We start from the raw sequence: 14,927 nt of genomic DNA, 5'->3' as shown, positions 1-14,927 counted from the left end.
ATTGGTATTTTTTTCGTTCGCTTTACAAAGATAAGAAGTTTCTCTAACGAACGAGCTCTAGAATAAGAAGAGTCAGAGGGGCCAAGAAGTCCCGGACAACATATAACATATGCGTTTGATGAACTTTTACAGTAACCATGCATATGGGGGCCAAGCTCCACAACACCATGTTAAAGCTTTCGAAGCCAGTTTGGTATGAACTGATCAGGGAGCCATGCTAACAAACCATTTAGGAGGAGACAAAACAATGCAATTCAAAAAATCATGGATCATGACTTTGGCTTTAACAAGCGTACTGGCACTATCGGCTTGCGGTAACGGCGGGGCAAACAACACAGGAGGAAACGCTGCAGCAACTAACGAAGGAAGCGGCGGCGCTGAAATAAGTGGTTCGATTCTGGCTTCAGGTTCAACAGCATTACAACCCTTGGTTGAGCTGGTAGCAGAGAATTTCATGGATAAAAACACTGGCGTGGACATTCAAGTTCAAGGCGGTGGCAGTGGTACTGGTCTTACTCAAGTAGCTGAGAAACAAGTAGATATCGGAAACTCTGACGTATTCGCAGAAGAAAAATTAAAAGATGCAGATGCGGAAAAAGCAGCAGCACTCGTAGATCATCAAGTAGCAGTAGTAGCGATCGCAGCAGTATCTCATCCTGATGCTGGTGTGGATAGCTTGACTAAACAACAACTGGTGGACATTTTCACTGGTAAAATCACTAACTGGTCTGAAGTCGGCGGAGCGGATCAAAAAATCCAAATCATCAACCGTCCAGGCAGCTCCGGTACTCGTGCTACCTTTGAAAGCTTTGCACTTGGAACCAAAACAGAAGATATCCCAGGTTCGATTCAAGAAGATTCCTCCGGTACGGTTAAGAAAATGATCGGTGAAACTCCAGGGGCAATCGGATACCTTGCTCTTTCTTACCTGGATGATTCCATTAAAACACTTAGTCTTGACGGTGTAGAAGCATCTGTTGACAATGTTGTTTCTGGTAAATACCCAGTATGGGCTTACGAGCATATGTACACAAATGGTGAACCTAATGCAACAGTAAAAGCATTCCTCGACTTTTTCTTAACTGACGAAGTGCAAACAGGTGAAGTTGTTGAACTTGGATACATCCCAGCTGTTAAAATGCAAGTTGTTCGCGACGTTGCAGGAACTGTTACCGCTAAGTAATTTAATTCTAGGCAATGTTATTGATTAGAATCTCAAGTGATTAGAGGCGGATACATCTGCCTCTCTTTTCACTTTAGAAAGAGGGAGCAATTGAGGGTGAAACTAAAGAACTCACGATTCGAAAAACATCATATTGAAGATTTTGTTGGACGTACTTATATGTCCTTCTGTGTATTACTGTTGATAACAATCATTGTATCGATGGTATATTTTGTAGCGTCTAAAGGAATTTCAACCTTCACAAGTGGCAATGCTACAGTTTCTGAATTTCTCTTCGGTACAAAGTGGTCGCCTGAAGCGGATACGCCTTCCTTCGGAGCTTTTCCATTTATCTCGGGTTCCTTCCTGGTTACTTTGCTTGCCGCATTGATTGCTAGTCCACTTAGCTTATGCGCTGCGTTATTTATGACTGAGATTGTTCCAGGGTGGGGCAAAAAATTACTTCAACCTGTTATTGAGCTTTTGGCAGGGATTCCTTCGGTAGTATATGGTTTCATCGGATTAAGTGTAATTGTACCGTTTTTACGCAACAACCTGCCGGGCCAAGGCATCGGGGTAGCTGCAGGCGCGCTTGTGCTCTCGGTAATGATTCTTCCGACGATTACAAGCGTGGCTGCAGACGCGCTGGCTTCATTGCCGCAAAACTTAAAAGAATCTTCCTATGCGCTTGGTGCCACCCGGTGGCAGACGATTTCGCGGGTGATTATTCCAACAACCTTTCCTGCCATAATGACAGGGATTGTATTGGGAATGGCTCGTGCTTTCGGTGAAGCACTCGCTGTACAAATGGTTATCGGGAACGCGCCATTCGTACCAAAATCACTCTTTGAGTCAGCTTCTACCTTGACCAGTGTGATCACACTCGGTATGGGGAACACGACCATGGGCTCACCTCACAATAATGCACTGTGGAGTATGGCACTGGTTCTCATGTTGATGACTTTCGTATTTGTCTTCTTTGTGAGAATGCTTGAAAGGAGAAATAAAATTTGAAGCCGAGAACCGTAAATAAAATTGCCACCAGTCTTATTGTATTTTTCGCGATGCTCATCGTTGCCATTCTACTTGGACTTTTGGGATATATCCTCTTTAGAGGCTTAAGCCATATCAGTTGGGATTTTCTTTTCTCCGCACCGCAAAAGATTCGTGCAGGTGGAGGGATCGGACCGCAGCTATTTAACTCCTTATTCCTGTTGGTACTGACACTTATTATTACAGTTCCGCTTGGACTGGGTGCCGGTATTTATATGGCGGAATATGCTCGTCCCGGTAAGATTACCGGCTTTATTCGCTTGATTGTTGAAGTATTGTCATCTTTTCCTTCCATCGTAGTCGGCTTGTTTGGTCTATTGCTGATTGTTAACTATTTCAATCTAGGCTTCTCCTTAATCTCCGGTGCGCTGGCATTGACGGTCTTTAATCTACCGCTGATGGTGCGGATTACAGAGCAAGCTTTCCGTAGTGTTCCAAAACAACAAAAAGAGGCCGGTTTTGCACTAGGATTGTCAAAGTGGAAAATTGTTACCTCGGTGTTGTTTCCGGTAGCATTACCTACAATTATTACAGGTACTATCTTGTCCGCTGGCCGTGTCTTTGGGGAAGCAGCTGCGTTGATGTTCACAGCAGGGATGAGTAGTCCAAGATTAGATTTCACTAACTGGAATCCACTTAGTGCGAATTCACCACTGAATCCCTTCCGTCCAGCGGAAACGCTGGCTGTCCACATTTGGAAGGTCAACAGTGAAGGTCTAGCTCCAGATGCTGCACAAATTGCTGCGGGAGCTTCGGCGGTGCTTGTAATTATGGTGTTAATCTTCAATCTGGCAGCACGTTATTTCGGAAGATTTATTTATCGTAAGCTTACAGCTTCAAAAAGAATGAACTAATCATACAAATTAAAGTAGAGATGTAGGAGGAGTAATCGATGGGAACGTCGGCAACAGCAGTGCGTGAATCTTTTCAAACCGAAGACCTGAGTATTTTTTACGGAACATATGAGGCAGTAAAGGGGATAAGCCTTCCATTTGCTGAAAATACGGTTACTGCACTGATCGGCCCCTCCGGCTGCGGTAAATCAACCTTTCTTCGTTCTTTGAACCGGATGAATGACGAAATTTCTGGCTCAAAAACAAAAGGAAGCATCTGGATTGATGGAGTGGATATTAATGCTCCGGGTACGGATGTGATTAAGCTGCGTCAGAAGATCGGGATGGTATGGCAAAAGCCAAATCCGTTCTATAAATCGATTTACGATAACATCGCTTTTGGACCTAAGTATCATGGCATTAAAGGTAAAAAGGCTCTTGATGAGATTGTTGAGAGCAGTCTTCGCAAAGCAGCATTGTGGGATGAGGTAAAGGATCGTTTAAAAGATTCAGCGCTTGCACTTTCCGGTGGACAACAGCAGCGTCTTTGTATTGCTAGAGCGTTGTCGGTTAACCCGCAAATCCTACTCTTGGACGAACCAGCATCAGCTCTAGACCCGGTCTCCACAGGTAAAGTAGAGGAGCTAATCAAGGAGTTAAAAGAAGAGCTTCGCATCGTTATTGTGACACATAATATGCAACAGGCAGCTCGGATCTCTGATTATACCGCATACTTTTATCTAGGCTCCCTTGTCGAATATGATAAGACGGATAAAGTCTTTACCAATCCAGAGAATCAAATGACGCAAGAATATATCATGGGCCGATTCGGCTGAAGCTGTGAACATCGTTCCTTCGGGAACGGTGTTTTTTTGTGAATTCAAGAGTTAATATGCAGAGAAACAATAACATCCGAAAGTTTCTGCGAAGTATATCGGTTGTTTTTAAATGAAATTACCTGTGATTCGAATGGTTACCTGTTATTTGCAAAAGGTAGAAAGATGCTGTATCATTTGTGATAATGATTATCATTATTACTATAATAGGGAGTGGATCTTATGACGCAATCTCAACAGACTCAACAGAATAGTGTGGCCGAAATAATAAAAGAACGACGCTCGATTAAGCTTTTTAAAAAAGATCCACTTCCACAAGGCCTTTTAGAGGAATTATTAAATGTAGCGGTATGGGCACCGAATCATGGTGTGCGTGAGCCGTGGAGATTTATTGCTTTTCAAGGGGAAGGTTCGAAATTCCTAGCTGAATCTGCATTTGCTTTTGTAAAACGTGCTATAGCTGATCCAGAAGTGGCTGCTAAACGTAAAGAATATATCTCGAATATTCCATTAACAGTAATCGTAGTGATGCCTGAAGATCCTCGGCAGAGAGAGTGGGACGAGGATTTTGCAGCAGCGTCCGCACTTGTACAGAACTTCCAGCTCGCAGCTTGGGAGCAAGGTGTAGGAACGATTTGGAAGACTGATCCATACATCAACAACCCTGAATTCCGCACTAAAATTGGTGTGAAGCCCGGCGAAAAAATTGTAGCCATGATCCATGCCGGATATCCGGAGACTGTACCTGACAGCCGTCCACGCACAGACGCTTCGGAGCTGCTGAAGATCGTAGACTTCTATCCAGAGAATGGCGTAGTGGAATAAGGAAAGTCGAAGGCATTCGTATATTAAAAGCGGCGAAAGATCAAAAAGATCGAAAGATCATAATTATCGAAAGATCAAAAGTATCGAAAAAGCGTCGAAAGATCAAAAGTATCGAAAGATCATAAGCGTCGAATTATCAAAAGTATCCTTAGGGATGCTTTTTTTTGTTGCTTAGACTAGCCGTAGTCGGGTGAGGGGGGAAGGGCTGCTGGGTGCTGATCACGTTTCGCTGCTGGTCCTCTGCTTATGTGGCTCAACCTTCTACTTACTTCCTAGTGATCTCCTATTGACCTTCTGCGGGCTTCCTACTGACCTCTTACTGACCTCCTACTGACCTCTTGTGGGCTTCCTACAAATCTCCGTATCGGACTGTATTGCAGCTATTTGAGCTTTTTGAGTCATTTTGCCGATCTATCGGACCGCATAGCTCTTATGACCATGCAACTGTGCAGAATTGGTGTGGTTATGAGTAAATAGCTGTAACTGGGTCCGATAGCACGTCAATTAGCTGCAAATCTACGAAATAAGGACTCCTCAGTCCGATGCAACGGCGAATATGTGAACTAACTCCAAACTAACCTAAACTACCCAAACTAACTAAAGACCCTCAGTATGTTACGGACCGTATAACAGCTATTTGAGCTTTTTGAGTCATTTTGCAGATGTATCGGACCGCATAGCTCTTATTACCATGTAACGTCGTAGAATCAGTGTGGTTTTGAGTAAATAGCTGCATCTGAGTCCGATAGCTCGCCTAAAACGTTTGAAATGGTGAAATAAGATCAACTGAGTCCGAACCATCGGCAAAAGTGTGTTCACAAGCATGGGGGATAGTTCAAATCGCGCAAGAACCCAAAGTAACCTAAGAACCAAACCAATGATGTCCAAGTTACCGAATTAACCCAAGTAAGCAAAGAAACTCAAGTCACAAAAGTAGTCAAAAAAGTAAAAAGAGCCAAGATAACCTCAAGAATTTGATGAAGCTATTGAAGCTAATGAAGCTATTGAAGATCAAGTAGGCTCAAGTAGGCGAATAACCCAAACTAACTAAAGACCCTCAGTATGTTACGGACCGTATTGCAGCTATTTGAGTTTTTTGAGTCATTTTGCAGATGTATCGGACCGCATAGCTCTTATTACCTTGTAGAGGCGCAGAATCTGTTTGGTTATGAGTAAATAGCTGCAATTGGGTCCGATAGCTCGCCTAAAAAGTGCGAATTGGAGAAATAAGGTCATCTGAGTCCGAACCATTGGCAAAAGTGTGCTTACATACTAGCAAAGGCGGCGAGTTAGGCATCGCAACTGACTGGCTATGGACTCAGTTACAATCACTCTTCACCATTTGATCCAACGGTGGGGAGAAAGTATTTCCTGACGGAGAGGGAATGGAAAATGAAGTCTGGATCCTAATATGAAACGTTGATCTTAATAAGAAACGTCGATCCTAATATGACACGTCGATCCTAAAGTCAAACGTTGATCCCACCAATTAAATGCAATATATAATGTACATAATGACCGATATAGATTACAATGGTGGAAAATGGAATGCATGACAAACATTAAAAGGGGTTATGGAGTGGGAGAGAACAAAAACATCAAGTTGAAGCTGGCTAGGATCCAAAAGAATCTTTCCCAAGAACAGTTAGCGGAAGTTGTAGGGGTTACACGGCAGACGATCGGCCTGATTGAAGCTGGTAACTATAATCCAACGATTAAGCTGTGCATAGCCATCTGCAAGGCGTTAGATACGTCATTAAACGATATTTTTTGGGAGGATTAGTTGTGAAAGGGCCAAAGATTAAAGACGAACGAATTATCACAGAAATTCAGAAGTTTAGTACGCACGGATTGTTGATTGTGTTAGTGGGATTTATGATTAGCCTTTTGGTAAAAGTATTTATCCTGGAGTGGGACATCAAATATTGGGTTGATACTTTTGGGATTATGCTGTTAGGTTGCTTGTATGTTACCGTTCGTTGTGTCAAAGATGGGATATACCTGCTGCCAAGTAAGGAAGGAGAACTCAAACGGTTTAAGAAGATTCATCTAATATCGGGAGTTATCAGCACGATTATTTGGGCCACGCTAACATTTTTGCTTGATTTTAGAGAAGCGGGAGAAGTGGATATTAGAAAAAATATATCGAGTACTCTCGTGGGGGCGGTTGTTTTTTTCATAGGGATCACTTGGGCGATGTGGTACATAATTAATAAATCCAACAAAAATGCTGACAAGAACATTGAGAATTAAAGATTAAAGATTAAAGATTAAAGATTAAAGATTAAAGATTAAAGATAACCACCTCTTGCAAAACTAATGTTATTAGTTTATATTTAAGCTAATACCATTAGTTTATCGGAGGGGTAAGTATGAGAGTAACACGTGAAGGTCATTTATTGCAGTTGACTTGGATGCCTAATTTTTTTCCAGTGAATTGTTACATTATTGAGGAAAACGATGGATTGACTTTAATAGATGCCGCTATGCCATTTAGTCTAAAAGGAATTATGGAGACCGAAGCGAAGCTAAATAAGAAGCTTACACGCATAATCTTAACGCATGCGCATGATGATCATATTGGGGCACTGGATGGACTGAAAAAGCAACGTCCAGAGGCTCAGGTGTACATCTCTGAGCGAGATTCGGCATTACTACGTGGAGATCGTTCACTTCGGGAAGGAGAACCTCAGACCCCTATTAAGGGAGGTGTGCCGAAGAAGATAGCTACCAAGCCAGACGTCCTTCTCCACGAAGGGGATACCATTGGCTCATTATCAGCGATTCACACTCCAGGACATACCCCCGGCTCTATGTCTTTCCTTGATTCACGCAGCGGTGCTGTAATCGTGGGGGATGCTCTTCAGACCTTCGGGGGAACTGCGGTGGCTGGAACCATCATCCCCCTGTTTCCTTTTCCAGCAATGGCTACATGGAATAAAGCTCAAGCTCTGAATAGTGCGATTAAGCTTCTAGAGTTCTCTCCAGCTTTACTTGCTGTGGGTCACGGCAACTTACTTAAAGCGCCAAAGCAGGAGATGGAGAAAGCCATACGTAAGGCACAAATGATTCAGGATAGGAGTAATTAAATGTCACCTAGAGCAGGATTAGATCGTCACACGCTAGTGATTAGAGCAGCAGAAATTGCCGATGCTGAAGGTATAGAAGCTGTTACCTTGGCTGCACTAGCAGCTAAACTAGGTGTTCGTTCCCCGTCACTATATAACCATATAAATGGCCTGCAGGATTTGCGGACTGGGCTCGCAATTTACGGTTTAGAGTTATTATTTACATGCATGTCGAACGCAGCTGAGGGATTAAATGGAGATGCTGCTGTACACGCGATGGGCCGAGCATATGTGGATTTTGCTAGAAGTAGACCAGGTTTGTATGAGACTACACTACGAGCGCCTGAACAGGAGAACACGGAGCTTGAAGCGGCTGGTGAGCATATTTTGCAGTTTATAATTCAGGTGATGAAGAGTTATCAATTAGGTGAAGAAGGAGAACTTCATGCCGTAAGGGGATTACGGAGTATCCTACATGGATTCGCCTCTTTGGAGCAAAAGGGTGGATTTGGTATGGCGCTCGATACTAACGAGAGTCTAACCCGCTTGATTAGCACTTTTATAACCGGAATTGGAAATATGAAATCAGATTAAATTAGATCTAGGAGATGATGAACGAATGGGTCAGGAATATGAACAAGGTAGTGTCACCACTTATGGGGAAACAGCAGAGATTATTGCGAAATTGGGGATTTTACCGCTTGCTGCGCTGATTCCCGGGCACCCGTCTTTAAACGGCTTAACTAAGCCCGAGAATTGGCATACTGGAACAGATTTAGATCCGTGGTCATGGCGTGCGCAGTTTCCAGGTGAGGGTCTTGCAGGATACGGAAAGTTTATTAAGAAAAAGGCTATTTTGGTCTCAAGGGAGTGGTTTCCGGCATTTGTAGCAGCAGTAGGCAGTACCAAATCTATTGAAGAGCGGTATAAGGATGGGTTGGCTAGTAAAGAAGCTGTGACCTTACTGCAGATTGTTCGTGAACATGAAGGCATTGATACACGTAAACTTCGGGCAGAGGCTGATATGAAGGCAAAAGAAAAGAAAACAGCCTTCGATAACGCGGTTACTGAGCTACAAAGATCGTTAGATATGGTGATCTCAGGCATCAAGCAACGCCTGAATGATGAAGGTGAAGTAAATGGTTGGAGCAGTACCTCGTTCGAGACGGTCAGTCACTGGATGTCAGATAACGGTTTATCCGCTTTTGAAGGGGATAGAGAAGAGGCCATAGCTTGGATACAAACGAAGATGAACGGGGTATGGTCGCCAACAGCAATAGCTTGGACAAACAAAGCATTCTCATGGAATTAATAAAAACGGTTAATCACTGCTCCATAGAGAGTGATTAACCGTAAGCGTTTTCCAATAAAATTATATCCATCACATTAAGGTTCCAACATAGGCGCCAAGTAAGCAATCAGGAAATACAAGAATCCAAAAAGCAGCATAACATAGGCAGTGTATTTAATAGCATTAGATGCAACAATTCTTGAATCTACCGGTGGTTGAATTTCTAGCTGTTCTTCTTCGAGGCTGTCAACTTCTTTGGATACTGGGTCTCTCAACATGATAATCCCCTCCTTGGAAATTCAATCCTTAACTGTATTGTGACATATTTGTGAACGGAAATCAACAATAGTGTGAACAAATATTGAACTTTTATTCAAATTTGGGCATTTTACCACCTGAAATGTTGCTGTTAAAACAAAAACAACCCGCTTACTCTCTAATTAGAGAGCTAAGCGGGTTGTTTGAAGTTGGTTCTATCTAGGATCTAACGGGTGTTGTTTATACCTTAAGCCCAATCCCCATTACGGAAGATAGGTACTGTTGTTCCATCATCGTTAATTCCGTCAATATTCATTTCAGGTGAGCCCATCATAAAGTCAACATGGGTATGGCTTTGATTCATTCCTTTTTCCAACAGCTGTTCTTTAGTCATCGTAATTCCTTCTTGAATTGTGAAGGCATAAGCTGCACCTAAAGCCAAATGACAGGAGGCATTCTCATCATACAATGTAGTGTAATAAAGAATACCGCTCTCAGAAATCGGAGAGTGGAAAGGCACCAAAGCAACTTCACCAAGATAGGAAGAGCCTTCATCCAGTGCGATTAGTGATGCCAAAGTTTCTGCGCCTTCTTCAGCAGTAAAATCAATCACTTTACCGTTCTCAAAGGTCAGCGTGAAGTTATTGATTAGATTGCCGCCGTAGCTAAGTGGCTTAGTGCTGCTCACTTTACCATTAATACCAGACTTCAGAGGGGCAGTAAACACTTCTTCCGTAGGAATATTGGCTAAGAAAGGGACGCCCTTACCGTTCACAGCTCCAGCCTGACACCAGATGTGTCCTTCCGGCAACTCAATAGTTAAATCTGTACCAGGTGCTGTATAGTGCAGCTTGCGAAACTTACTTTCATTCAAGGAAGCGCAACGAGTTTTGAGTCCATCTAAATGGCGGCTCCATGCTTCAATAGGATCTTCCTGATCCGCACGTGTGGCTTTAAAGATGGCGTCCCATAATAGTTCAACCTGCTGCTCTGATGGAGCGTCAGGGAACACTTTTGCTGCCCAAGAGGCTGATGGGAAGGCAAGGCCGCTCCAGCTCGCATGATTCCCCATTAAGTACTCACGATAAGGTGCTAGGGTCTGCCCAGAGATACGTTGATTATCGGCAATTCTTCCAGGTTCAACGCCTTTTAAAAGATCTGGGTCAGCGGAGATAATGGTTAGAAATGCGGCTCCCTTTTTAGCAAGATCCTCTAATTCATCGGCTTGCCACTGCGGCGGCTCCAGGAAGGAATCGGATGGAGCAAGATCATAACGTGTACGTAATACAACTTCATCACTATAATTTACCTTTACAAGTCTCGCGCCGGCTTCATAGGCTTTACGAACCACAAGTCGCACAAGCTCTGCGGATACAATATCTGCATTCACAACGAGTGTCTGACCCGGTTGAATATTAACGCCAATCTTCACGGCCAGCAATGCGTAATTCTCCAGCTTTTGCTTGAAATCCAACATAGTTTCTATTCCTCCCAATATCCTGTATCTCTTGTGTGCTTAAATTAGAACGCCCAGTTTCCATTCAGGAAGACAGGTTCTTCAGTTCCATCAGCAGTTATCCCGTAAATGTTCATCTCAGCTGACCCGATCATGAAATCCACATGGGTTACACTATTGTTGAGACCATGCTCAATTAACTGCTCTGGATTCATGTCTTTACCGCCTTCTAAACAGAAGGCATAAGCCATACCTATAGCAAGGTGATTAGAAGCATTTTCGTCAAACAATGTGTTGTAATAAAGAATGTTGGATTCAGAAATAGGGGATTTATGAGGAACCAAGGCAACCTCCCCTAAGTATTTCGCTCCTTCATCCATGCTAATGAGGTGCTCTAGCGCTTCTTGACCTTGCTCAGCAGTAACACTTATAATACGGCCGTTCTCAAAGCTAATAGAGAAGTCATCGATGATGTTGCCGCCATGACTAAGTGGCTTTGTGCTTCTTACAGTGCCATTAACACCAGTCTTTAGTGGTGCAGTGAAGACTTCTTCGGTAGGCATATTGGCTACAAAAGAATGACCTTTTGCATTAATGCTGTCTCCTTGTGCCCAGATATGGCCTTCAGGAAGCTCGATGCTAAGGTCAGTGCCAGGTGCTATGTAATGCAGCTTTTTATATTTTTTTGCGTTGAGTACATTCGCTTTTTGCTCCAAGGTGTCAAGATGCTCCTGCCATGCAGCTACTGGATCTTCACGGTCAAGACGCACGGTGTGGAAAATGGCTTCCCAGAGTTTATCTACACGTTCTTCGGCTGGAACCTCAGGGAATACTTTATCCGCCCAAGCTTGACAAGGAACAGCTACAATACTCCAGCTCACTTTGTCGGACATTTGCATTTCACGATATTTGGTGAGGGCAGCTCCGCGAACTTTTTGGAAATTGGAGATACGTACTGGATCAATACCTTTAAGTGCATCAGGATCTTCAGCGATCACGTTAAGGATAGCCGCACCTTTTTCGGCGAATTCAGTCATTTCACCTGCGTACCAAGTAGGAGGCTGAGTGAATACCTCTGGTGCAGCGTGTTCAAACTGTTGGCGTGTAATGCTTGCATCACTCCAGTTCACCTTAACTAAACTTGCTCCGATAGCATATGCCTTAGCGGTAATTAGACGTACGAAATCAGCGGCAAGAATCGGTGCATTCACCACTAGAATTTGCCCGGGTTGAACATTAACACCTATTTGTACAGCTAAATCTGCATATTTACTAAGCTTAGCCTGAAAATCAGTCATTGTAATTTCCTCCATTTACTAATAGTTTAGTACTTTACAAGCATTGTACTAAATTATTAACCGCCGGATGAAAAAAGTCAATTACGTGGAATTTACAGTGCAAAGAGAAGGAATTACATTCATTTCAATGATATACTGAAAGGGTAGCTGATTTGATGATAGGAAGGAAGATAAGTGGATGAATTTAGAGATCGTAAGTGCTGAAATGAGCCGTAAAGAAGATAAAAGTTATGTAGGGAGGACTGTATTCACTCTCGAAAATCATAAGGCTCCATATGAAATCACTTTCTTCAGTACAAGAGGAACGGAATGGGATTACAGTCTAAGCTTTGCGGGTGAGCCTGGGAGCGAGGAACAGTTCTTAGAAACGGATGCATTGCTGGAGAATAACGATGATGTGTACAATCAGTTGCTGGATGCTGCACTTGATCAACAAGAAATCGTGGAAGAATAATAATATTATTGATATGACGCCAGCGGCATTATCTGGTAGCCGCTGGCCATATCATGATTATCCAATCGTTATCTTACCTTCTGGGTAACGGTACAGTTCTTTACTACCTTTTGGTTTCAAAGCATAAGCAAGTGTAAGTGGTCCGGTCCGGCCCATAAACATCAGGATAATCACTAGAACCTTTCCTGCCGTAGTCAGTTCCGGAGTAAGGCCCATAGATAAGCCTGAGGTTCCAAAAGCAGATACTGCTTCAAAAAGTACAGTTAGAAATTCAGCGCTCTCGGTTAAGGATAATAACATCGTAGCGATGACAAGCAGCATAAGAGACATTAATGTGATAGTAAGGGCTCTATATACATTTTCTTTAGCGATCCGGTGGCGGAACATTACAATATCTTCTTTCCCCCGTAATCGCGCAGCTACTGCAGTAACCAGTACGGCGAATGTAGTGATCTTGATTCCTCCACCCGTCGACCCAGGTGCAGCTCCGATAAACATCAATAGAATCATCAGAAATTGTGTAGATTGCCGTAAAAGTGGAACTTCAATGGTGGTGACACCACCAGATCGCGGAGTTACCGCTTGTAAAAAGGTCGCCCAAAACTTTCCGCTTGCACTCAAGGGCTTCAGCGTAGAATTAAACTCCAGTAAAAAAAACAGCCCCGCACCAATAACAATCAATATAAGAGAAGTCCAAAGAACAACCTTTGAATGAAGAGTGAGTCTTCTGCGTTTAGGAAAGTCCATAAGATCAGACAGAACGATAAAACCAATCCCTCCAAGAAATATGAGACTCATTGAGGTAAAGTTAACAATGGGATCATTTACAAAACGAGTAAGTCCGCTAAACGGCCCATGAATATCACCGAAGAGATCAAAGCCTGCATTATTAAAGATAGATATACTGTGGAAAATCCCATAATATGCTGCTTTCCCAAAGGGCATATCCATCATAAACCTTCCAGCAAACAACACGGCCCCCGACAGCTGAATAACAAGAGAATAGATCAGGACTCTACGGATTAAGAGTACAATTCCCTGCATCGAATTTTGGTTCATGGATTCTTGCAAAAGGATTCGCTCTTTCAAGGATATCCGTTTATTAAGGACCAAGGTAATCAAAGTAGCCATCGTTACAAAGCCTAATCCTCCGATTTGAAATAAAATGAGTAGAACAACTTGTCCGAAGGTAGTTAGCTGAGTTCCCGTATCAATGACCGCAAGGCCTGTTACACAAGTGGCTGAAGTCGCCATAAACAAGGCATCGATAAAGGATATTTGTCCGGATGTTGAGGAGACCGGGAGACTAAGCAGAAAAGTCCCGGCAGTGATAAGGATTAAGAATCCTAGTGATAAAACTTTGGGTGGGGTCATTTTAAAACCACCGAAGTTCAGGTTAGCCAATGTAATTCTCCTGACGTACGTGATATTGGAGTAATGCTCACAGAATTATAACACAACTTACCAGCCCTTCCCTAAATGGAGGGAGGTAATTGACATATTTTATCGAATTATTCTAGAATAACACCCTATCCGTCAACTTAAAAGAGGAGGCTTTCTTAATGATTATAAGTCCGATTCTGAATCAGATTGGTGCTGTTTTTATTCCGGTAAAGGATATTGAGAAATCAAAACAATGGTATTGCCAATTGCTTGGACTCCCATTAGATGGAGAGGTATTATTCGGTCATTTATATGTAGTCCCTATGCAGGGACCGGGCATCGTTTTGGACAGTAAGATTTACACCGCTGAATCTGTTCTAAACATCCCTTCGTTTCATCTTAACACCGAGGATATTGATGCTGCTTATGATTATGTAAAGGCCAACGGAGGAGAGATTCTCACGGATATTGAGCATGATCATTGGTTTAATTTTAAAGATCCCGATGGAAATGTGATCATGGTCTGTCGTTGTTAATCGTTGTATAGAAGGGAGTAGACGAATGATAAGAGAAGCAGTGCCCGAAGACGCTACCTTCATTGAAGAACTTTATCGGATTTTGCTGCCTGAGCATCCAGCTATTCATGTATCTCCTGAGCGGCTGAAGCAGATCGCAGATCATCCGGAGAGTTTTCTATATGTGTGCGAAGAACAAGAAACAATTGTCGGGTCGTTACATCTTCATTTTTGTATGGATGCTTTGTGTGACGATAGGCCCTTTGCTGTCATAGAAAGAGTCATTGTGGCTGAAAAAGTACGAGGAAAAGGGTATGGCGCAATGCTAATGAGACATGCCGAGAATGTAGCAATCTCCAAGGGAGCCCTTAAGATTATGTTATCAAGTGCTGCAAAGAGAGAAGAAGCGCATCGTTTCTACGAAATTCTTGGTTATGATAGCAGCTCCAGTAAGGTATTCAAGAAGTATTTATAGTTATTTACGATTGGAAGTGA

Annotated in this window: 17 protein-coding genes; 13 read left to right on the top strand and 4 right to left on the bottom strand. The window is 42.9% G+C overall.

Going from position 1 to position 14,927, the window contains the following annotated elements:
* Positions 1–247: 247 nt before the first annotated feature.
* From MHB37_RS17285 to MHB37_RS17240, 10 genes are all read left to right on the top strand, one after another.
* A complete protein-coding gene (locus tag MHB37_RS17285) occupies positions 248–1,183 on the top strand; it encodes a phosphate ABC transporter substrate-binding protein PstS family protein (RefSeq protein WP_076126671.1) in 936 nt (311 codons plus the stop codon).
* A 90-nt stretch (positions 1,184–1,273) separates the two neighbouring features.
* On the top strand, positions 1,274–2,176 hold the full coding sequence (pstC, locus tag MHB37_RS17280) for a phosphate ABC transporter permease subunit PstC (protein WP_036687519.1): 903 nt from the start codon (positions 1,274–1,276) through the stop codon (positions 2,174–2,176).
* Positions 2,173–3,069, top strand: a complete 897-nt coding sequence (pstA, locus tag MHB37_RS17275; protein WP_036687518.1) for a phosphate ABC transporter permease PstA — start codon at positions 2,173–2,175, stop codon at positions 3,067–3,069. The genes pstC and pstA overlap by 4 nt, the downstream gene beginning before the upstream one ends.
* 38 nt (positions 3,070–3,107) lie before the next feature.
* The gene (gene pstB / locus MHB37_RS17270; protein WP_036687516.1) at positions 3,108–3,884 is read left to right on the top strand and encodes a phosphate ABC transporter ATP-binding protein PstB; all 777 of its coding nucleotides are present in this window, start codon (positions 3,108–3,110) and stop codon (positions 3,882–3,884) included.
* Between the two features lie 222 nt (positions 3,885–4,106).
* A complete protein-coding gene (locus MHB37_RS17265) occupies positions 4,107–4,709 on the top strand; it encodes a nitroreductase (RefSeq protein ID WP_076099095.1) in 603 nt (200 codons plus the stop codon).
* A 1,579-nt stretch (positions 4,710–6,288) separates the two neighbouring features.
* Positions 6,289–6,492 (top strand): helix-turn-helix transcriptional regulator, encoded by a 204-nt coding sequence (locus MHB37_RS17260; RefSeq protein ID WP_036676881.1) that lies wholly within the window; start codon positions 6,289–6,291, stop codon positions 6,490–6,492.
* Positions 6,493–6,494: 2 nt separating this feature from the next.
* A complete protein-coding gene (locus MHB37_RS17255) occupies positions 6,495–6,962 on the top strand; it encodes a DUF6773 family protein (protein ID WP_341164782.1) in 468 nt (155 codons plus the stop codon).
* Positions 6,963–7,081: 119 nt separating this feature from the next.
* Positions 7,082–7,798: an MBL fold metallo-hydrolase gene (locus tag MHB37_RS17250; RefSeq protein ID WP_341164783.1), complete on the top strand. Its 717-nt coding sequence runs from the start codon at positions 7,082–7,084 to the stop codon at positions 7,796–7,798.
* Complete coding sequence (locus MHB37_RS17245) at positions 7,799–8,371, top strand: TetR/AcrR family transcriptional regulator (RefSeq protein ID WP_076190237.1); 573 nt, start codon at positions 7,799–7,801, stop codon at positions 8,369–8,371.
* Between the two features lie 25 nt (positions 8,372–8,396).
* Entirely contained in the window at positions 8,397–9,089 is a 693-nt protein-coding gene (locus MHB37_RS17240; protein ID WP_341164784.1) for a hypothetical protein, read from the top strand.
* 74 nt (positions 9,090–9,163) lie between these two features.
* Here MHB37_RS17240 and MHB37_RS17235 read toward each other — a convergent pair whose 3' ends face one another.
* The 3 genes from MHB37_RS17235 to MHB37_RS17225 all read right to left on the bottom strand — a co-directional run bounded on the left by MHB37_RS17235 (position 9,164) and on the right by MHB37_RS17225 (position 12,080).
* A complete protein-coding gene (locus MHB37_RS17235; RefSeq protein ID WP_076126661.1) occupies positions 9,164–9,346 on the bottom strand; it encodes a hypothetical protein in 183 nt (60 codons plus the stop codon).
* 227 nt (positions 9,347–9,573) lie between these two features.
* Entirely contained in the window at positions 9,574–10,803 is a 1,230-nt protein-coding gene (locus MHB37_RS17230) for an aminopeptidase (RefSeq protein ID WP_076126659.1), read from the bottom strand.
* Positions 10,804–10,847: 44 nt separating this feature from the next.
* The gene (locus tag MHB37_RS17225; RefSeq protein WP_076281757.1) at positions 10,848–12,080 is read right to left on the bottom strand and encodes an aminopeptidase; all 1,233 of its coding nucleotides are present in this window, start codon (positions 12,078–12,080) and stop codon (positions 10,848–10,850) included.
* 178 nt (positions 12,081–12,258) lie between these two features.
* On the opposite strand from MHB37_RS17225, the gene MHB37_RS17220 reads away from it, so the two are divergent.
* Positions 12,259–12,534: a hypothetical protein gene (locus MHB37_RS17220; RefSeq protein ID WP_076280402.1), complete on the top strand. Its 276-nt coding sequence runs from the start codon at positions 12,259–12,261 to the stop codon at positions 12,532–12,534.
* 57 nt (positions 12,535–12,591) lie between these two features.
* Here MHB37_RS17220 and MHB37_RS17215 read toward each other — a convergent pair whose 3' ends face one another.
* The gene (locus MHB37_RS17215; protein ID WP_076184980.1) at positions 12,592–13,908 is read right to left on the bottom strand and encodes a TrkH family potassium uptake protein; all 1,317 of its coding nucleotides are present in this window, start codon (positions 13,906–13,908) and stop codon (positions 12,592–12,594) included.
* A gap of 191 nt (positions 13,909–14,099) precedes the next feature.
* Here MHB37_RS17215 and MHB37_RS17210 point away from each other — a divergent pair, with 191 nt between their 5' ends.
* Both MHB37_RS17210 and MHB37_RS17205 read left to right on the top strand, forming a co-directional pair.
* Positions 14,100–14,453, top strand: coding sequence for a VOC family protein (locus MHB37_RS17210; RefSeq protein WP_036677380.1), 354 nt, complete (start codon positions 14,100–14,102; stop codon positions 14,451–14,453).
* A 25-nt stretch (positions 14,454–14,478) separates the two neighbouring features.
* Positions 14,479–14,907 carry a GNAT family N-acetyltransferase gene (locus MHB37_RS17205; RefSeq protein ID WP_076184843.1) on the top strand — a complete coding sequence of 143 codons (429 nt, stop codon included), beginning with the start codon at positions 14,479–14,481 and terminating at the stop codon, positions 14,905–14,907.
* The last annotated feature ends 20 nt before the right edge of the window (positions 14,908–14,927 follow it).

The sequence above is a fragment of the Paenibacillus sp. FSL H3-0286 genome (assembly GCF_045040705.1).
Lineage (GTDB): Bacteria > Bacillota > Bacilli > Paenibacillales > Paenibacillaceae > Paenibacillus_AQ > Paenibacillus_AQ odorifer.
The sequence above is the reverse complement of the archived record's forward strand: the minus strand, read 5'-3'. Positions and strand labels throughout refer to the sequence as shown.